The 18,627-nt window shown below is 61.5% G+C and carries 13 protein-coding genes; 7 read left to right on the forward strand and 6 right to left on the reverse strand.

Translation table 11 applies throughout. The features are described 5' to 3' along the window. The first annotated feature begins 143 nt into the window (after positions 1-143). Together ACIGDJ_RS21665 and ACIGDJ_RS21670 are read left to right on the forward strand one after the other, a co-directional pair. A complete protein-coding gene (locus ACIGDJ_RS21665) occupies positions 144-890 on the forward strand; it encodes a S24 family peptidase (protein ID WP_101160671.1) in 747 nt (248 codons plus the stop codon). Between the two features lie 401 nt (positions 891-1,291). Further along, entirely contained in the window at positions 1,292-1,726 is a 435-nt protein-coding gene (locus ACIGDJ_RS21670; protein WP_313004013.1) for a hypothetical protein, read from the forward strand. A gap of 7 nt (positions 1,727-1,733) precedes the next feature. Here ACIGDJ_RS21670 and ACIGDJ_RS21675 read toward each other — a convergent pair whose 3' ends face one another. From ACIGDJ_RS21675 to ACIGDJ_RS21700, 6 genes are read right to left on the reverse strand one after another with little or no spacing between them, the layout of a single operon-like run. Further along, positions 1,734-2,546: a YfaP family protein gene (locus ACIGDJ_RS21675; protein ID WP_397479105.1), complete on the reverse strand. Its 813-nt coding sequence runs from the start codon at positions 2,544-2,546 to the stop codon at positions 1,734-1,736. A 3-nt stretch (positions 2,547-2,549) separates the two neighbouring features. Next, positions 2,550-4,169, reverse strand: a complete 1,620-nt coding sequence (locus ACIGDJ_RS21680) for a DUF2300 domain-containing protein (protein ID WP_397479106.1) — start codon at positions 4,167-4,169, stop codon at positions 2,550-2,552. Position 4,170: 1 nt separating this feature from the next. Next, positions 4,171-8,745, reverse strand: a complete 4,575-nt coding sequence (locus tag ACIGDJ_RS21685) for an alpha-2-macroglobulin family protein (RefSeq protein WP_397479107.1) — start codon at positions 8,743-8,745, stop codon at positions 4,171-4,173. Further along, positions 8,742-9,392 (reverse strand): DUF1175 domain-containing protein, encoded by a 651-nt coding sequence (locus tag ACIGDJ_RS21690; RefSeq protein WP_397479128.1) that lies wholly within the window; start codon positions 9,390-9,392, stop codon positions 8,742-8,744. Before ACIGDJ_RS21690 ends, ACIGDJ_RS21685 begins: the two co-directional genes overlap by 4 nt. Then, positions 9,377-11,089 (reverse strand): DUF2138 domain-containing protein, encoded by a 1,713-nt coding sequence (locus ACIGDJ_RS21695; protein WP_313004028.1) that lies wholly within the window; start codon positions 11,087-11,089, stop codon positions 9,377-9,379. The genes ACIGDJ_RS21690 and ACIGDJ_RS21695 overlap by 16 nt, the downstream gene beginning before the upstream one ends. Before the next feature lie 35 nt (positions 11,090-11,124). Next, positions 11,125-11,916: a DUF2135 domain-containing protein gene (locus tag ACIGDJ_RS21700; RefSeq protein WP_313004032.1), complete on the reverse strand. Its 792-nt coding sequence runs from the start codon at positions 11,914-11,916 to the stop codon at positions 11,125-11,127. Positions 11,917-12,194: 278 nt separating this feature from the next. Here ACIGDJ_RS21700 and ACIGDJ_RS21705 point away from each other — a divergent pair, with 278 nt between their 5' ends. From ACIGDJ_RS21705 to ACIGDJ_RS21725, 5 genes are all read left to right on the forward strand, one after another. Next, on the forward strand, positions 12,195-13,328 hold the full coding sequence (locus ACIGDJ_RS21705; RefSeq protein WP_397479108.1) for a Fic family protein: 1,134 nt from the start codon (positions 12,195-12,197) through the stop codon (positions 13,326-13,328). Between the two features lie 105 nt (positions 13,329-13,433). Next, positions 13,434-13,676 carry an exodeoxyribonuclease VII small subunit gene (locus ACIGDJ_RS21710; RefSeq protein WP_016772991.1) on the forward strand — a complete coding sequence of 81 codons (243 nt, stop codon included), beginning with the start codon at positions 13,434-13,436 and terminating at the stop codon, positions 13,674-13,676. Next, complete coding sequence (gene ispA, locus ACIGDJ_RS21715) at positions 13,673-14,560, forward strand: (2E,6E)-farnesyl diphosphate synthase (RefSeq protein ID WP_313004042.1); 888 nt, start codon at positions 13,673-13,675, stop codon at positions 14,558-14,560. Before ACIGDJ_RS21710 ends, ispA begins: the two co-directional genes overlap by 4 nt. A 91-nt stretch (positions 14,561-14,651) precedes the next feature. After that, positions 14,652-16,550, forward strand: coding sequence for a 1-deoxy-D-xylulose-5-phosphate synthase (gene dxs, locus ACIGDJ_RS21720; protein WP_313004046.1), 1,899 nt, complete (start codon positions 14,652-14,654; stop codon positions 16,548-16,550). A gap of 153 nt (positions 16,551-16,703) precedes the next feature. Beyond that, positions 16,704-18,587 carry a TonB-dependent receptor domain-containing protein gene (locus tag ACIGDJ_RS21725; RefSeq protein ID WP_313004051.1) on the forward strand — a complete coding sequence of 628 codons (1,884 nt, stop codon included), beginning with the start codon at positions 16,704-16,706 and terminating at the stop codon, positions 18,585-18,587. Positions 18,588-18,627 lie beyond the last annotated feature (40 nt).

The raw sequence follows: 18,627 nt of genomic DNA on the forward strand, positions 1-18,627 counted from the left end.
AACGAAGCGTTTAAATTCCTACATGCAGTTTTAATCTGTTTAATTTCCCACAAGCGCGTCTTACATCCCGTCGCAAAATACAGGCTTTTTTTGAACGCCCGGTTTATTCAAACCGCTCTAGTGCGGCCGTAGACTCCGTGTTTATGAGAAAGAACACTAGCGGTCCACGATTCAAGGCACTCCTGGAAGCAGCGAACATCAGCACCACAGATTTCGCAAGGTTCTGGGGCACGGAAGCCCAAAACGTTCATAACTGGTACACCCGGGGCGTCCCGGCGTATCGCATGGAAGAAGTCTCACGCCTGTTGTCGGTCAATAGTGAATGGCTGAAAACCGGGGAAGGCGTCAAGGAGGTCCCGCGCCTGCACCCACCCGCCAGCAATGGCGACACGTTCGATGCCCAGGCCATCTGCGGCGTCTATACCGTCATCAACCCCAGCGACATCGACCTGGCTTTTTTCAAGGAAACCCCGATCGCCAACGGCGACGGCAAAACCCATGTCATCCTCGACCCTGACCAATCCCTGCGCCTGCCCCGCGCGCACCTCGATCAACTCGACATCCAGCACAGCAATGCCATTTGCGCGCACATGATCGGCAACAGCATGGCCGAACGCATCGAAGACGGCTCAATCGTCGCCATCGACCGCGGTCTGACCCAGGTCGTCGACGGCGAAATCTACGCCATCGAACACGACGGCATGCTGCGCATCAAATACCTGCACCGCATGCCCGGCAACGGCTTGCGCATGCGTAGCCACAACAGCGCCGAATACCCCGACGAGGTTTTCCGCCCGGCGCAGATCGAGGAGCAGCGGATCCACATACTTGGCTGGGTGTTCTGGTGGTCGACACTGGGCAAGCGCAGGCCGGTGGTGCCGTTTTTATGATTGATTCGAACCTGTGGGAGCGAGCCTGCTCGTGAAGAGGCCCTGATAACCGGTACAAACTCATAGCTTGTACCGCTTCACAGGCTCTAAACCGCACTTGAGGCTGGGAATCCAACGCAAAACTCAGTATCCTGCGCCCCACATTCGCGCATCGACCCGCCCAGCGGCTCGAGTGACGCCCGACACGGCAGACCAACGTCTGACCAAGTCCCACAGCCGGACGCAGATCCGGATGTACGTTTTGAAGGCTGGCGCGGTTTACCAAAAATAAACCAAGCCAGTCCCCGAGAAGCCGGCCACAAGCCGGCTTTTTAATGTCTGCATAAAGGTCAGGCCTCGCGCAAAGGAATCGAACAAGCTGGGCCCTGCAGTTCTGAAGCGTTTCACAAGGAAGCTAAAACGTGCGATTCACCCCTCGTTTCACAATGCTCGGACCAGTCATTCTGATCGCCGCGATGAGTTCTCAACTCTGCGGCTGCGTAGGCGCAATCGTGGCTTTGCCTGAGAAAACCACGCACAGAACGGATGAGTACAAAGTTCTAAGCGCTCGCTCGATCCCTCCAGCGGTCACCCGAACCGTTCAATCAACGCCCCAACGTGAGTGGTGTGGCATCACGGTTTGGGCGCTGATCATTCCTGTGCCGTTGAAGTTGCCTGTGTGTTCGTCGTACTCCGAGCAGTCCTTCGGACGTGACGGGTCTGGCAATGAAATCGCTTTGCTCTATTCAAAACAAACAGTGCCATCGCCGTTCTACGCCTGCGGCCCGTTCATGGTGCTGGGACCGATTGTTCACGGTTATCAGGGCAATGCGCTTTGTGGCGTTTTTCCAAACTAGCCGTGGCTCACGGATAACTAAACGACTTCACCAGCGTCAGCTCACCCACCGCCCGCATCGGCACCACAAACGTCTCCATCTTCTCGCTCGGCGTGCCTTCCTCGGTAATGACAGTCACCTGCGCCGTGGTCAGCGCCTGCACCGCTTCATCCCCACCCTCGTCATCCCCGCGATAGCCGCCGCCGTAATAGTTCACATAGACCAGATACTGCCCTTTGAGCGGCGCGGGCATGGCGGCGATTTCCGGGCCGTAGCCGGTGGTGACGTCGACGTCGAGGGCGGCGCCGTTGGGTGCGACGCGGTTGCCGTACCAGATGTGGGCGCCGTCGGGGGTGATCAGGTGCAGGTCGAGGTCGGTGCCGTCGCTGTTCCAGGCCAGCAGCACGCGCAATTTGGCCGGTGTGGCGCCGCCGCGGGCATTGAGGAACTGCGTCCGGTGGCGTTGCTGGCCGTCGGCGCTGCGGACTTCGACGCTGTTGCTGCCGTTGGGGAAGGAGAACGGCCGATCGAAGCCGCCGGCGGGATCGATTTTCAGCGGCATGCTGACGCCGTTGACGATCAGACGTCCGGGTTCGTTGTTCTTCGGCACGGTTTTAATCTGGCCACTGATTCTGGCGGTATTGGCCTGGCCAAGCGGTGTGTTGACCGACGAGGCCGGGTAGTTGACGGTCTGACGGAAGCTCTCGCCCTCGCCTTGCGGTGCGCCGCTGCGCCAGCCGCCGACCGGGGTGTCGAGTTTGACGCCGTCAGCGGCGTGGGCCAGCGGCAATAGATTGTAGGCACAGAGCAGCAGCAAGACCTGTGGATAACGGAGTGTCATGGTCTATTCCAGCAAAAGGTGACGGGCGAGCCCTTCGATGTAGGTTTCATCCTGGCCGTTGGGGTGTGCTTCAAAGGCCAGGTGCAGATATTCGTGGGTCAAATCGAGGCGATCCTGCAAGGTCAGCACGCCCCGCACGTAAATGCGTTGGCGTTCGCGGTCGACGAAGGGCCGGCCGAAGGCAAGTTTGCAGACAGCGAACGTGCTGACTTCGTCGTAGCCGTTTTCGCTTTCGAGCCTCGGACGCCAGCCGCGTCGCTGTTTCTGCAGCCAGTCGTGCGCGGCGGGCAATGCTTCGCAGGAGGCGACCGGGTTGTCCCAGCGGCTGAGGCTGGCGCGTGGGTAGGCGTGCAGCAGAATCGCGTCGTAACGCTGGCCGGCCTTGGCTTGCTCGACGGCTTGCTGCCAGGCGAGTTTGTCCGGGCCGGGCTGCTCGGAGTGATAGGTGACCGTGCTGCCGGCCAGCACCAGATCGGCTGTCCACGCCGCAATGTTGCGCGATTCGGCTGAAGCCGGGCGCGGAGCGACGCGCTGGCGATTGCTGCTGTCGTCGATGCTCAGGCAGTCGCCATTGCGCGTGGCGTTTTGCAGCAGATAAGTGCGGATCGCTACGGCCAGCGCTTTGGCGGCTTCGGCAGGTTGCGGTTTGGCTTCGCGCTCAAGGACGCGGGCGACATATTCTTCGCGATCAAGTCTTGCGACGAGTTTGTCGTCGAGCAGAAACAGTTCGCCGTCGCTGTGGATATCCAGCGCATTGCCGTTGGCGAACTCGACGCGGTAGTCGCCGCGCAATGGCCCTGACGTGGCAACACGATCCCCGGCCAGAACCTTGGAAACCGGATATTTCGAAAACAGCCCGACTTCCACACAACGCCCCGCGTCCGCTGGCCAAGCCGTCGGCAACACGCTGGCCAGCGCCTGACCGTAATGCCGCAGAACCATTTGACCGGTGCCGCGTCCACCCGCCCAGATCGGTGCGCCGTCGGCGGTCCAACCGGCGAATCCGCCTTGCCGCGATTGTGCATCCTGATCGTCGAGCCAGCTCCAGGTTTTCACCCGTAGACGCCCGCCCAGTTGGCCGACGACATTGCCGTCCGCCGCGTTCAGCACGACATCAAGTAATACGCGACGCATTTGATCCTGCGCTGGCAGCAACGCCAGAACGCCCAATAACTCAGCAACCGAAACCCTTGTTGCCGGCTGCACGGCTGGCAAATCCAGCAACCACGACGGCGCCTGCCGCGCCTGCCAATACGCTCGCCAATCCGTCGCAGCAATGCCCAACCGCGTCGGTTCGAAATACAGACCGCAGGATTTCACTAAGGCCTGATCACGCTCGATCCTGCCGCCCGCCGAGCAGCAATAAACTTCTTCTTTGGACTGCCCGCGACATTCATAAGCCGGTTCCCGTGCACCGGTATCCACCAGCCACGCGTAGACGAACAACTTCCACAGACTGCCCAGCGGCGCATCCAGCGACGCTGGCAACGGTTCGCGCTTGATCAGTTGCGTCTGACTCAACGACAACAACTCGCCCTGATAGGCCACGCGCAACGGCTCGTCCTGCGCTGTCGCCAGCGCAGGCATCACACACATCAACAGCCACAGCAGCGGCCGGCGCATGTCAGTTGACCGTGACCTGACCGAGGGCGGCTTTCGCCTCCTGGGCCTGATGCTGCGGTGCATAGACTTGTTTGAAGCGCACCGGCGGGAGGCTGAACTGGCCTTTCTGCGAGAAGCGCACCAGATGGCGCAGGCGTAACTCGCCGCTCAGCGCATCGACCGGCACCGCGTAAGCCAGTTGCCCCGGTTCGAACCTGGCTTTCTCCAGCGCGGTCGGTTCGGTGCCATCCTTGCCTTGCAACTTGATGCCCCACGTTGTGCGTTCGACGTCCGCACCCGGTGGCAGCGGCACTTCGAGCATGCCGTAGCGCAGCGGTTTCGATGCCTTGCTGGTGAGGATAACCTCGTCCAGGTACAGGCTGTCGCTGGACAGCGGTTTAGTGCCAACCGGCTCGAGTTTGAAGGTGAACGCTTCGTCGCCCGGCACCAGACGCGACAGGCGCCGGGTGACGGTCACGGCCATCGGATCGACCTGTGGCTGTTGCGTCTGGAAGCTCAGCGCCGCACGTAGCGGCCGCTCTTGCGTGCCGGACACGCTCAGCACGCTCGGCAGCGCTGTGGTGCCTTGCCATACCCAGTACATCTCGCCGCTGGCCCCGTAGTTTTTCTTCCAGCCCTCACCCGGCATCAGCGCGATGGTCGGCGAAGCCTGAGCGATGCTGCGTTGCAGCCAGGTCAGCGCCAATGCACGTTCCAGTGTCGATTGCTGCGGCAACAGACGTTGCAACAACGCCGTCGCACGGGCCTGATCGAACGGTTGCAGCGACAGGCTCAACGCTTCGACAAATGGCTGCGAACTGACCGCCAGACGTTGTTGCGCTGCGCCCAGTTGGCGATTGAACGCCTCCGGCAAAGCGACTTTCGACTGCGCGGCCAACGATGCGCTGAGCACCCGCGCCGCTGCCAGACCCAGCGCCGAATCCGGATCGCTCATCACCAGACTGTCCTGGCCATCATCGAGCAAGGTTTCGGCGCTGCCCTCACCGGCCTTGGCCAGATCGTCGAGCAGACCGCTGAGCAGCGTGTTCACTGGCAGCTGCATCTGTTTGGCGAACGAGAGAATCAGCGCCCGTTGCAGCAATGGCGTATTCGGCGCTTGCTTGGCGTACACCTCGAGTACGCGCTGCCAGTGCTCCGGCGGCAAGGTCAGGTCGAGTACGCGGCTGGCGTTCCAGTCGGCGTAATAGGCATAGGCGGTAAGGAATGCATCCGGCTCGCCGTCGTAGCCCCACCAGGTGAAGCTCGCCGATGGCCCGGCCATCTGCACCAGCCGCAGGCGGCTGTTCTGCATGATCAGGCGCAAGCGATCACGTATCTGTGGATTCGAGGCCAGCGATGGATAAGCGATGCTCAACGGCAACAAGCGACTGGCGGTCTGCTCGACGCCGCCGTACGGGTAGCTGAGCAGATCATCGAGGGCCGAACGGAACAGCGCTTGCGGACTGTCATCCAGACGCAGGCGAATATCCGTGGCATCCGCCGGCAAAGTCAAAGGCGTATCGCCGGTGACGACATCAAGGCTTTGTGTCTGAGTGACCTGCCAGCCTTCGCCGGTTGCACTCAAGCGCACAGCCAGGGCATCGGCAACTTTGCCGTCCTGCACCAGCTCCGCTGTCCACTCGCCAGAGGCCAGGGCAAACGCCGGTAGCGGCAAGTAATTGATGCCGCTGTTCAGGGTCACCGGCAGACGTTGTTCGGTGCCGGCATAGTGAGTCACCAGTTCAGCCTTGACCGGTTTCTGAGCCTGACTGAACGCAAACACGCCCAGTTGCGGCTGATCGCCCTTGCGGAATTTGCTCGGCCCGCTCCACTTCAAGTACAGCGGTTTTTCCGAACGGACGAACTGCTTTTTCTGCCCGACCTGGCCATCATCGGCAATCGCTCGCGCGGTGATCCGCCAGCGGGTCAGCGAGTCCGGCATCTTGAAGGTGAAACGGGTTTTGCCGTCTGCGCCGGTCAACAGCTCTGGCTGCCATGCGGCGGTGTCGACGTCCTCCCGGCGCGGACGCTCGAGCACTTTAACGCCGCGCTCGCTGCGGTTGGCCTTGCCCGGCGCACCCGGGCTGCCCGGCAATGCCACGTCATAACTGATGAACGACAGGCTGGCGCTGGTACGCACATTGTTGCGCCGTGGGTGATAGAAGAACTGATCGATAGTCGGCGCGACTTCCGGCTGCAACGCGTAGACCATTTCGTCGACCACGCTGACCGTCAGATGCGCCGGAACCGCTTTGCCGGCGAACTGCGTGGTCAGGTCGACCGTGACCGTATCGCCCGGCAGGTAGACCGCTTTGTCGGTGCTGATTGCCACGTCGATCTGCGGCGCGACCACTTTGATCCCGGCGTTCTGGAAACTGTACTGACCGCCCTTGGTGTAGAGCACGGAGAAGGTCAAGTTCGGCGCGAAGTTATCCTTCACCGCAATGCGCGCGCGGTATTGGGTGTCGCTGAGTTTTTCCAGCTTCAGCCAATCGCCGCCCTTGGCCAGCAGCGCGGTCGCTTCGACCTTGTCGCGCTCCAGCGACAGCAGCGCATCGCTGACCGGCTCGGGGAAAGTGATAAGCGCCAGCGCTTCTTCGCCCGCCTTGTACTCGGGTTTGTCGAGGACGATTTCCACGGTGCCCGGCACCGCTTTCACACCGTCGCCGGTGACCGAATGGCCGGTGGCGCCGAGGACGCGACCGTGTTGATCCTTCAGCGTCAGGTTGTACGTGCCCGGACGTTCGAAGGCGAGGCTGAAGCCTTTGTCCGTTGCGGCGAGTTTGCCTTCGCCGGTGCTCTGATCTTCGAGGCGCACCCAAGCGTAGCTGCTCGGCGTTACGGCTTTGCTTTGTTCGGTGCCACCCTCATTCGCGTAGCTGAAGGCAACCTTGTCACCGACCGCGCTGAAACGCTGCGGCGCGCTCAAGCGGAAACTCGCCGCACCACGGTCGATGAGGATTTCCTTGGTGGTCTTGACCCGATAAGCCGCGCCGTCGCTGGCGAACACGGTGAGCATGTAGCGGCTCGGTTTATCGGCGGCTGGCAGATCCAGGGTCGCGTTGCCTTTGCTGTCGGTGGTCAATTCGGTGCTGGTCAGCTCCACCGGGAATTGCCCGAGGTATTGCAGCTCGTTGTCGACCATCGACAGTTGCTGGGCGCGCAGGCTCAGGCTCAATTTGGCGTTGGCCACTGGTTTGCCATCCGGGTAGAGCAACACCAGACTGCCTTTGACCGGCTCGCCAGTGCGGTAGTCCTGCCTGGCCAGATTCAGCGAGATTTCGAAGTGCGGCTTTATGTACTCCGCCACACGGAAAGCACTGCTGTAAGCCTGATTCTTGTAGTTGAAGCGGATTTCGTAACCACCGGCCACGGCGTTATCCGGCAATTGGAAACGGCCCTGGGTACCTGCTTTCGAATCAAGCTTCAGATCGAGGGTTTGCAGTTCGGTCCCCGTGGCATCAAGCACGCTGACACTGACATCCGCCGCGCCCGGCAGCACCGAATCCCGCGCGCTCTTGAACTCGCGGCCAACGATCTTCAGCGACACCCAATCGCCCGGGCGATACAGCGGCCGGTCGGTGAAGGCATAGAGTTTGGTGTCGTAGATTTCACTGTCGTAGTAGAAGTTTTCCGAGACGAATACGCCGCCTTCTTCGTCCTCGCCGATGACGAACGAGCGCTCCGGGCTGACGTGTTTCAGGCGCAGCAGACCGTCGGCATCGGTAGCACCGCTGCTCATCACGCCGAGTCCGTCGGTCCACAGCACATTGACCTTGGGCACCGAACTGCCTTCGTGTTTGCGCGCGGCCCAGACCAGCAATTCGTCACCGGAAATCTTGCTCACCGCAACGGTGTTGGAGACGAAAACCATCGTGGTCGCGCGGTACTTGCCGATCAATGCTTCGACCAGATACAGCCCCGGCTTCAGGTTACCCAGCGGAATGTAAACGTTGCCCGGCGCGACACTGACAAAGTCGCTGGACGAGCCGGCCAGATTGACCCCAGCGGGCGGCTGGATCGGCTTGGCCTGCCACAGCGGATAACGGAACTGGCTAACCACCGGCAGACCCGGAATCAAGGCGAATTGTGGCTGCGCGTCGTACGGCGTCGGCGCGACCATGGCCTCGCCCATTTTCAGCTCCGGCACTTCTTCGGTGACCTGCTTGCGCGATTCGTAAGAGAACGCACGCTGCATCACTCGCCGGGACTTTCGATACCAGTTGTCCCACAGATACGCGAGAGTGTTGGACAGCCCTTCGCCCTTGAACTGGCCGTCACTGACGACGCGGTGCAGGTTCTTCTGGCGCTTGAGGAAATCCAGTGGCTTGTCGATACGGTACACGCGAATGTCGGCGCCACCGTACGGCTCCATACGAAAGCGCCGGTAATCACGGCCCGGGGCTTCGAGGCGGACCATCGCCGGCTCGTCGCTGGCAAAACTGCTGTCGGCGAGCAGGAAGAAACTCTCACCGGCCACCGGCGTGTAATTGCTCGGTTCCAGCGAATCTTCGGCGTTAACGCAGGTAAACGACAGCAACAACGCCAACAGCAAAGAAATTCGCGAACAGATACGCAACATGCGGGCACCGGTCATTGGGAGAGAAAGTTCAGTCGATAGACGCCGATGAAGTTGGGGTTGGCTGCGTCGGGTATCCATCGGGTGTCCTTCCATGTCATGAGTTGCTGCAGGCTTGCCGAACGCATGCCTTTGTCAGTGGGGGTGGTGGTGCCGGTGTGATAGGCGATGTAGCGGCCCATCCAGATCATCAGGTGCTGGTCGTCGCCCTGATCGAAAAACATCAGGTCACCGGGCCGCGCCTGCGATACATCGCGGCCGACCAGATGGCTGTTGAACTGAATCAGTTTGATCGCGTTGACGTACGGCCCGACCTTGCCGCCGCCCTGCTGCCACTGTTGCGCAAGCTTGCGTTGCGCGTCGCTGAGCGCCAGCTCCGGCGGCAGATAGCGATTGGACAGGCCATTGCTTCGCAGCCATTTGTCGTCGTGGACTTTCAACGCTTCGTTGGCGGCAAAGCGCACCAGCCCGGCGCAATCCTGCTGATACCAGCGCGGGCTCGGGCCTTGGCTGAGCTGCTCTTGAGCGATGCGCACGAACCAGGCGCGGAATACCTGGGATTGCGCCGGATCGAGCGCTGGCGCTTCAACCGCACGGGCACCTGCGCTGAGCAACAGCGCGAGCAGGCCGAGGCTGCGGATCAGTGCGCTCACAGCGCTTTCCATTCCAGCGGCAGCCATTGCCAGTGGCCATCCGGCTCGCTGCCTTCGGGCAGGGTCAGGACATATTTGCCGTAGCCACCGAGGGTGCGCAGTTTCGGCATCAGGTAGGTTTGTGCGGCGTTGTAGAACACCGGCTCCATATCCTGCGGCAGGCTGTCGAGGGTCTCGCGCTGCATCAGTTGCGCCATCGCATCCGGGCCGAAGTAGATCGGCATCAGCACGTCGTTCGGCAACACGTCGGCCATTGGCGGGAAGCGCTTGTCGAGGGTGCCGAGGGCTTTGTCGACGAGTTTGTCGTCGAGGGAAAACAGCAGCGTCGAGCCGTGACGGGCGAGGCTGACTTTCATGTACGCCTTGCCGGATATCGCCTCCGGGTTTTCGGCGGTCTTCGCCGCGTACGGCCCGAAACTGGAACTGACCTGACGCTGCCAGAGGTGGCTCTGGCCTTCCTGCTTGTCGATCACCGGGAATACGCTTTCAGCGACGTTGGCTTCGAACGCGCCGACCATCGAGCCGAACAATTTGCCCAGATCAGCGTCGAGTTTGCTGCTGTCCTCGTCTTTGAGGCTGGCGACCAGCAATGGCGTGTACAGCCGAGAATCGGCGTACCAGCACAGGCCCGCCGCACCGGCGACGTGTTCGGTGAGGGTCTGCGCCACTGCTTCTTCAGCGCCGAGCTTGATCAATATCGGTTTTTGCGGTTCGGCCGCCACCGGCAGGGTCACACAAGCGCTCGCCCCCAGGGGCATCGCCTGCCAGACCGGTTTGAAATCGAAGTCCGGCTGGTTTTCCAGCTCGTCCATGGCCAGATAGCTGTGCCAGCCCTTGTCGTCCATGTCGAAACGCAGCCCGGCAAAATTCGGGATGAAGCGCTGATAGCCCATGGCGAGAACGCTGGAATTGACCGATAGGCGCTGTTTGGTTTCCGCAGCTTTCGCCGGTAGGCCGAACGCTTCTGGAAACAGTTTTTCGCCATTGAGCAATGCCGCCAGCGCTTGCGCGGAGACGCGGCCCGACTCTTCCGGGACGCCGCTCTCCGGGTCGTAGTACTTCGCCGGATTGGACAACACCACCAGCTTGTCGCCGCGCGACGCGAACAGGAGCGATTTGCTGGCGTTGTAGCTGAGCTGATACAGCGGGATCTCATCACTGCCGACCTTGAGAGTGCCGAAGACGCTGAGCTGGGTGTCATCCAGCGCAACTTTCGCCAGTGGCTCGAGCAGTTTCGCCAGCCCGCCGCGATCCATCACCAGCAGGAAATCCTTCAAGCGGCCATCGGCGCCTCGCCACAGCGCCACATCCGCCGGTTGATCAAAAAGCTGTTCGATCAAGCTGTCCTGCAACTTCAGGTCATGCTCGTAGATAATCCGGCGCAGGCTGCCGATCAGGCCGAGGCGGTCGGCGTGGGTTTCGTAATAGAAGACGAAATCCTCGGTGAGCGTGGCCTTGAGGAACGGCACCGTCAGCAGGTCCTTGGGCAACTGGCTGAGCGATCGGGTTTCGAGCAAGGCGTCCGGTCTGCCAAGGCCGAGTTTGTCACTGGCCAATTCAGCTGGCGGCGCTTTGGGCTTGAGCAGCAGCCAGCCGAAACCGCCCGCCACACCGGCCACCAGGCACAGGCCGAGCACGACCAGCGGCCAGCGCCGCGAAGGTTTGGCCGCCGGTGTCGCGGCAGCTGGAGTCACAGTGTTATCGCTCATGTTCACAACATCCGAGTTCATCCGTGGCGGGATGCTTAATAGTTGAAAGTCTTGACCAGCAGCAGATCACCGATCGCCCGCAGGGGCACGATGAAGGTTTCGCGTTTTTCGTCGACGGTGTTTTCGTTGAGCACCAGGGTGATCTGCGAGGTGATCACCTCGTTCTGGTTGCTGGTCTCCTCGAAGTTATAGCCACCATCGCCGTAGTTGCCCCAATAGTTGACGTACACCAGATAAGTGCCGTGCAGCGGCGCGGTCATGGTGAACATTTCCGGGCCGGGGCCGTCGACGCCATCCGGGTCGAGGCCGCCGCCATTGCTCAGCGCCGGTCGTGCCCAAAAGGCATGCTGACCGTCGGGGGTGACAATATGCAGATCCAGCTCGGCTTTCGGGTCGTCCCATCCCAAGACAAGACGAATCTTCGCCGGCGTGCGCAGATTATTTGCTTCATAAAATTGCACGCGCTTGAGCGACTGGCCTTCGGCGCTGATCACTTCAACGCTGTTGGAACCGGCGCCGAAAGCGTAAGGCCGGGCGAAACGCCCCTGATCATCGGTGTACAGATTCAATGGATTGCCGTTGACGGCGAGGCTGTGCGGCGGGCGCATGTGCCCGAGGGCTTTGAGCTGGCCCTGGATCATCGTGCGGTTGCGCTGGATGCCGCGATCGATCGGCGGCGTCGGGTAGGCGACCTGCGGATTTTCCGAACGATCAAGCAAGCCGTGATAACGCCAGCCGCCGACCGGTTCGGACAACTGCGCAGTCGGCGCCGCCCACAGCGCAGGCGCGCAAGCGAGGCCGAGCAGCAGCAAAAGAAATGAACGCATGTGACGCCTCCTGCCATGCCTTGAACGAAACCTTGCACCCGATCCTCGGTACTTCACAGCGGTGAACTGCGTTTCGTCTGAATGCCCCGCAACTGTCGGGGCCGTAGAAGCCGCGAAGAGTAGCGATTCGGCAGTTTTTTAACAATCGGATACATGTGTGATTGCGGTAGGAATCGCGCCATCCTGGTAGACGATGAGCCGAATAGCCGGCATATTCGGCTCACCAAATGAGCCGAATAGCGTTTTTATTCGGCTCACGCTTCTACGACAGGTGATCAATGACCGCACATTGGATCTGGCAACAACCGGATTGGCCCGACTTCAATTGGCAAGCCGAGCGCCTCGCCCCGCTGCTGCGCGAGTGCGTGCAGACGCAGGGCCGACTGTTGGGAATGGCCGGCTCAGTGGGCGATTCGATGAGCGCACAGAGCGAGCTCGATGCGTTGCTTCAGAACATCGTCACCTCCTCCGCCATCGAAGGTGAGCAACTGAATGTCGGCTCCGTGCGTTCTTCTCTGGCCCGGCGCCTGGGTCTGGAATGGGTTGATCGCGATAGCGTCAGCCAGCGTAGCGAGGGCTTGGCGCAATTGATGCTCGATGCCACCCATGGCTTCGACGAGCCGCTGACCCTGGCACGATTGCTGGAATGGCACATCTGGCTTTTCCCCGCCGAGGAAGCGATGTTCAGCGCGCGGCCAATACTCGTCGGAACCTTGCGCGGCGGCGAACCGATGCAGGTGGTGTCCGGACGACTCGACCGGCCAACGGTTCACTTTGAGGCGCCACCGCGCCAACGGCTGGAACAGCAAATAGAGCGTTTTTTGAGCTGGTTCGAAGCCAGCCGCGATCAGGTTTCGCTGGATCCGCTGTTACGCGCTGGCATCGCGCATTTCTGGTTTGTCACTCTGCACCCTTTCGACGACGGCAACGGTCGTCTGACCCGCACCATCACCGATCTGGCGCTGGCTCAAGGCGAAGCGCAGGCGATCCGCTTCTATGCGATGTCCGCAAGCATTCTCGAGGATCGCTCCGGTTATTACCGGATTCTGGAGTCGAGCCAAAAGGCCACGCTCGATATCACCGAATGGCTGACCTGGTTTTTGCAGACACTGCTGCGCAGCCTGCAGCAAGCCATCACCCGGATAGATTCGGTGTTGGGCAAGACTCGCTTCTGGCAGGCGCACCGCGAATCCGACCTTTCAGCGGAGCAGATCAAAGTGCTCAATCGCTTGCTCGATGGCGGTGAGCGCGGTTTCGAACAGGGCCTCAGCGCAGGGCAATATCAAGCGGTTGCGAAAGTTTCCAAAGCCACCGCGACGCGGCATCTGGCGGAGTTGCTGGACAAGGGCTGCCTGCAACGCCTGCCGGGCGGCGGACGCAGTACGCGTTACAAAATCCGCTATCCGGATTGACTCGCCGACCGTTATGGAGGGGCCTAGCGACGGCCCGCTCATTTGCCCATACCCCCCCTATCTGCTAGTGTCGCGCCGGTTTAACGTCTACCGGAAATTGCCGCCATGGCCCGCAAAAAAGCTGCACTGGATTTCGAACAATCCCTCGCCGACCTGCAAACACTGGTCGAGCGTCTGGAGAACGGTGAATTGTCGCTGGAAGACTCGCTGACCGCTTTCGAGCAGGGCATCGGTCTGACCCGTGACTGCCAGGCGGCGCTGGCCCAGGCCGAGCAGAAAGTGCAGGTGCTGCTGGAGCGTGATGGCGAACTCGCCGAGGAACCCTTCGACGCGGATGAGCCAGAATGATCGCGGCGTATTCGGCGAGCAGTCAGGCCCGGGTCAACGCGGCGCTGGAGACGCTGTTCAACGCGCCGCTACCGGAACTGGCGCGGCTCTACGAAGCGATGCGCTACAGCGTGATGAACGGCGGCAAACGCGTGCGCCCGTTGCTGGCTTACGCGGCGTGCGAAGCCCTCGGTGGCCAGGCTGAACAGGCCAGCGGCGCGGCGTGTGCGGTCGAGTTGATCCACGCCTACTCGCTGGTGCATGACGATTTGCCAGCCATGGACGACGACGATCTGCGTCGCGGCCAGCCGACGACCCACAAGAAATTCGATGAAGCCTGCGCGATCCTCGCCGGTGACGGCTTGCAGAGCCTGGCGTTCAGCGCCCTGCTCGATCCGCGCCTGAGCGATTGCAGCAGCGAAATCCGTCTGCAGATGGTCACAGCGCTGGCCCATGCAGCCGGCCCGGCCGGCATGGTCGGTGGGCAGGCCATCGATCTCGGCTCGGTCGGTCTCAAGCTCGATCAACAAGCCCTGGAACAGATGCACCGGCACAAGACCGGCGCGCTGATTGAAGTCAGCGTCAGGCTCGGCGCCCTGGCCAGCGGCGGCGCCCAGCCTGATCAGCTTCAGGCGTTGCAGACTTATGCACAGGCCATCGGCCTGGCCTTTCAGGTGCAGGACGACATCCTCGACGTGGAAAGCGATACCGCGACCCTCGGCAAACGCCAGGGCGCCGACATTGCCCGCGACAAGCCGACCTACCCGGCCCTGCTCGGCCTCGACGCCGCCAAGGCTTATGCGCTGGAACTGCGCGATCAGGCCTTGCAGGCGCTGCGACCGTTTGACGCGGCCGCCGAGCCGTTGCGCGAGCTGGCCCGGTATATCGTCGAGCGGCGCAACTGACGGCGTATCGGCCAAAAAAGACCAACGCGTGGGCAGGGGGCGATGCATCAGGTAAACTGCCGCATCTTTTATACCTATAACGATTCGCCTGATGCCCACGACGTTTCATGAGATACCCCGCAAGCGCCCGACCACGCCCCTGCTCGACCGTGCGAACACGCCGGACGGCCTGCGCCGGTTAGGCGAAGCCGAGCTGGAAACCCTGGCTGATGAGTTGCGCCTGGAATTGCTCTACACGGTCGGCCAGACCGGTGGGCATTTCGGTGCCGGCCTGGGCGTGATCGAGCTGACCATCGCGCTGCATTATGTCTTTGACACCCCGGACGACCGTCTGCTGTGGGACGTCGGGCATCAGGCGTATCCGCACAAGATCCTCACCGGTCGCCGCGAGCGCATGGCCAGCCTGCGCCAGAAGGACGGCATCGCCGCGTTCCCGCGTCGCTCCGAAAGCGAATACGACACCTTCGGCGTTGGCCACTCCAGCACCTCGATCAGCGCCGCGCTGGGCATGGCCATTGCTGCCCGCCTGCAGGACAGCGATCGCAAGGCCATCGCGGTGATCGGCGATGGCGCATTGACCGCCGGCATGGCCTTCGAGGCGCTCAACCATGCGCCGGAAGTCAACGCCAACATGCTGGTGATCCTCAACGACAACGACATGTCGATCTCGCGCAACGTCGGCGGGTTGTCGAATTATCTGGCGAAGATCCTTTCCAGCCGCACCTACGCGAGCATGCGCGAAGGCAGCAAGAAAGTCCTGTCGCGCCTGCCCGGCGCCTGGGAAATCGCCCGTCGCACCGAAGAATATGCCAAGGGCATGCTGGTCCCCGGCACCCTGTTCGAAGAACTGGGCTGGAACTACATCGGCCCGATCGACGGCCATGATCTGCCAACCCTGATCGCGACGCTGCGCAACATGCGTGACCTCAAAGGCCCGCAGTTCCTGCACATCGTCACCAAGAAAGGCAAAGGCTTCGCCCCGGCGGAAGTCGACCCGATCGGTTATCACGCCATCACCAAACTCGAACCACTGGATGCTCCGGCCGCTGCGCCGAAAGCCGCCAGCGGGCCGAAGTATTCGGCGGTGTTCGGCGAGTGGCTGTGCGACATGGCGGCGGCTGACGCTCGTCTGGTCGGAATTACCCCGGCGATGAAGGAAGGCTCGGATCTGGTGGTGTTCAGCGAGCGCTTCCCCGAGCGTTATTTCGACGTGGCGATTGCCGAACAGCACGCGGTCACGTTCGCCGCTGGCATGGCCTGCGAAGGCGCGAAACCGGTGGTGGCGATCTACTCGACGTTCCTGCAGCGCGGTTACGACCAGTTGGTGCACGATGTCGCGGTGCAGAACCTCGACGTGCTGTTTGCCATCGACCGCGCCGGTCTCGTCGGCGAAGACGGCCCGACGCACGCCGGCAGTTTCGACCTGTCGTACCTGCGTTGCATCCCGGGCATGCTCATCATGACCCCGAGCGATGAAAACGAACTGCGCAAAATGCTCACCACCGGCCACCTCTACAACGGCCCGGCGGCAGTGCGTTACCCGCGCGGCAGCGGGCCGAATGCAGTCATCGAAAAAGACCTCGAGCCGATCGAAATCGGCAAGGGCATTGTCCGTCGTCAGGGCAGCAAGGTCGCCATGCTGGTGTTTGGCGTGCAACTGAGCGAAGCCTTGAAAGTCGCCGAGAAGCTCGACGCCACCGTGGTCGACATGCGTTTCGTCAAACCGCTGGATGAAGCGCTGGTGCGCGAGATCGCCGGTAGCCACGAGTTGATCGTGACCATCGAAGAAAACGCGATCATGGGCGGCGCCGGTGGCGCGGTCAGCGAATTCCTCGCCCGCGAGAACATCCTCAAGTCGATGCTGCATCTGGGCTTGCCGGATATCTATGTCGAGCACGCGAAACCTGCGCAGATGCTCGCCGAGTGCGGGCTGGATGAGGCCGGAATCGAAGCATCGATTCGCCAGCGACTGGCTTTGCTTAAAAAATAAACTGCTGGATACATGCATAACCCCTGTGGGAGCGGGCTTGCTCGCGAATGCGGCGGATCAGTTGATGATGAGTTGACTGATTCACCGCATTCGCGAGCAAGCCCGCTCCCACATTTGATTTGTGTAACACCTGAAACTGCCGTTGAACTGTCCATGAACCTCTCGCGCCTTGCCCTGCCCTTCCTCCTCCTGCCAAGCACCAGCGCTGTCGCCGATACCTTCGAACGCGACCAAGCCCTGAAACTGCCGGACATGCTGATCAGCGCCAATCGTCAGGTCGAGGCGCGCAACGACAGCAGCGCCGCCAACACGGTGTTCACCCGCGAAGACATTGATCGCCTGCAACCGAGCGACGTGCCGGATCTGCTGCGCCGCGTGCCGGGCGTGCAAGTGGCGCAGACCGGCGGGCGTGGCAGTCTGCCGGGGATCTACATTCGCGGCACGCAATCGGCGCAGAGCCTGGTGCTGGTCGATGGCCAGCGCATCGGCAATTCGACTTCCGGCGACAGCAACCTGCAGCATCTGAACATCGAGCAGATCGAGCGCGTCGAAGTGCTGCGCGGTTCGCGCTCGGTGATTTACGGCAGCGACGCGATTGGCGGGGTGATCCAGATCTTCACCCGGCGCGGCACCGAGCAAGGCTTGCAGCCACGCCTGCATCTGGGCTTCGGCAGTCAGCAGACATGGGAGCGCAGTCTTGGATTGTCCGCAGGCGATGAGAAAACCCGCTTCAACCTCGGCGCCAGCCTCAACGAAACTGGCGGGATCGACCGCACTCACGACTCGTACCCCAGCGACGGCGATCACGACGCCTACCGCAACAAATCCTTGAGCCTGAGCATCAGCCACGCGCTGAACGAGGACATCGAAATCGGCGCCAATCTGCTGGATAACCGTGGCAAAAGTGAGTTCGACAATCCGTTCGGCCGCTTCGACCCGGTGACGTTCGAGTCGCTGCAACAACAGCCCTACAGCGATTTCAACGTCAGCAGCCTTAGCAGTTATGTCGATGCGCGAGTCAACGAAACCTGGAAAACCCGCGTCGAATTCGGCCACAGCGAAAACCGCGAAAAGACCTTCGACAAGCTCAGCGACGAGCGCACCGTGTTCAACACCTATCGCGACTCGCTGAACTGGCAGAACGACCTTATGCTGGATGCGCGCAACAGCCTTATCCTCGGCGGCGACTGGTACGAAGACCGGGTCAACAGCAGCACTGCGTTCGACGAGGACAGCCGCTGGAATCGCGCAGCGTTCATCCAGCATCGCTATCAGGCCGACAGTTTCTCCACCGAGATCGGCCTGCGCCACGATGACAATCAGCAGTTCGGCAGCCAGAACACCTGGAGCGGCACCTTCACCCTGCCGCTCAATCCGGACAACGACCTGTTGCTGAGCTACAGCGAAGGTTTCCGCGCGCCGACCTTCAACGACCTGTACTACCCGGACTTCAGCAATCCCGACCTGAAACCGGAAACCTCGAAAAGCTACGAACTGCAATGGCGCAGCCAGTTGAGCGATAGCGCGCGCCTGGAAACCTCGATTTACCGCACCGACCTGGAAGACGCGATCATCTTCGGCAGCAACTCACGCCCGCAAAACGTCGCGTCGGCGCGGATCAATGGCTTTGAAGCGGCGCTCAGACACGAGCTGTTCGGCTGGCAGAGCAATCTTGGCGTGGCGATCATCGATCCGCGTGATCGCGATACCGGGCATACCCTTGCGCGACGGGCGCGACGCACGGCCAGTTGGGATGTGGATCGGCAGTTCGATCGCTTGGGAGTGGGCGCCAGTTGGCAATTGGTCAGCGGCAGTTACGATGACGTGAAAAACACCCAGTCGCTGGGTGGCTACGGCACACTCGGACTGCGCAGCAGTTGGGCGCTTACTCGTGAGATCAAGCTGGATCTGAAGGTCGACAACCTGCTGGACAAGGGCTACAGCCGGGCGAATTACAGCTATGAAGGCGGGCAGTATGGCTATCGGGAGGAAGGTCGGGCGTGGATGTTCGGGGTGACCTGGACGCCTGAACTCTGATCCTTGATTTGTGCTGGATTGACTGGCCTCTTCGCGAGCA

This window comes from Pseudomonas sp. NPDC079367, from assembly GCF_044542195.1.
GTDB lineage: Bacteria > Pseudomonadota > Gammaproteobacteria > Pseudomonadales > Pseudomonadaceae > Aquipseudomonas.

Coding starts and splice junctions, on each gene's coding strand:
- dxs (WP_313004046.1), top strand. CDS start 14,652: ATGCCCACGACGTTTCATGAGATACCCCGCAAGCGCCCGACCACGCCC.
- ACIGDJ_RS21680 (WP_397479106.1), bottom strand. CDS start 4,169: ATGCGCCGGCCGCTGCTGTGGCTGTTGATGTGTGTGATGCCTGCGCTG.
- ACIGDJ_RS21700 (WP_313004032.1), bottom strand. CDS start 11,916: ATGCGTTCATTTCTTTTGCTGCTGCTCGGCCTCGCTTGCGCGCCTGCG.
- ACIGDJ_RS21665 (WP_101160671.1), top strand. CDS start 144: ATGAGAAAGAACACTAGCGGTCCACGATTCAAGGCACTCCTGGAAGCA.
- ACIGDJ_RS21695 (WP_313004028.1), bottom strand. CDS start 11,089: ATGAGCGATAACACTGTGACTCCAGCTGCCGCGACACCGGCGGCCAAA.
- ACIGDJ_RS21675 (WP_397479105.1), bottom strand. CDS start 2,546: ATGACACTCCGTTATCCACAGGTCTTGCTGCTGCTCTGTGCCTACAAT.
- ACIGDJ_RS21710 (WP_016772991.1), top strand. CDS start 13,434: ATGGCCCGCAAAAAAGCTGCACTGGATTTCGAACAATCCCTCGCCGAC.
- ispA (WP_313004042.1), top strand. CDS start 13,673: ATGATCGCGGCGTATTCGGCGAGCAGTCAGGCCCGGGTCAACGCGGCG.
- ACIGDJ_RS21690 (WP_397479128.1), bottom strand. CDS start 9,392: ATGGAAAGCGCTGTGAGCGCACTGATCCGCAGCCTCGGCCTGCTCGCG.
- ACIGDJ_RS21685 (WP_397479107.1), bottom strand. CDS start 8,745: ATGACCGGTGCCCGCATGTTGCGTATCTGTTCGCGAATTTCTTTGCTG.
- ACIGDJ_RS21705 (WP_397479108.1), top strand. CDS start 12,195: ATGACCGCACATTGGATCTGGCAACAACCGGATTGGCCCGACTTCAAT.
- ACIGDJ_RS21725 (WP_313004051.1), top strand. CDS start 16,704: ATGAACCTCTCGCGCCTTGCCCTGCCCTTCCTCCTCCTGCCAAGCACC.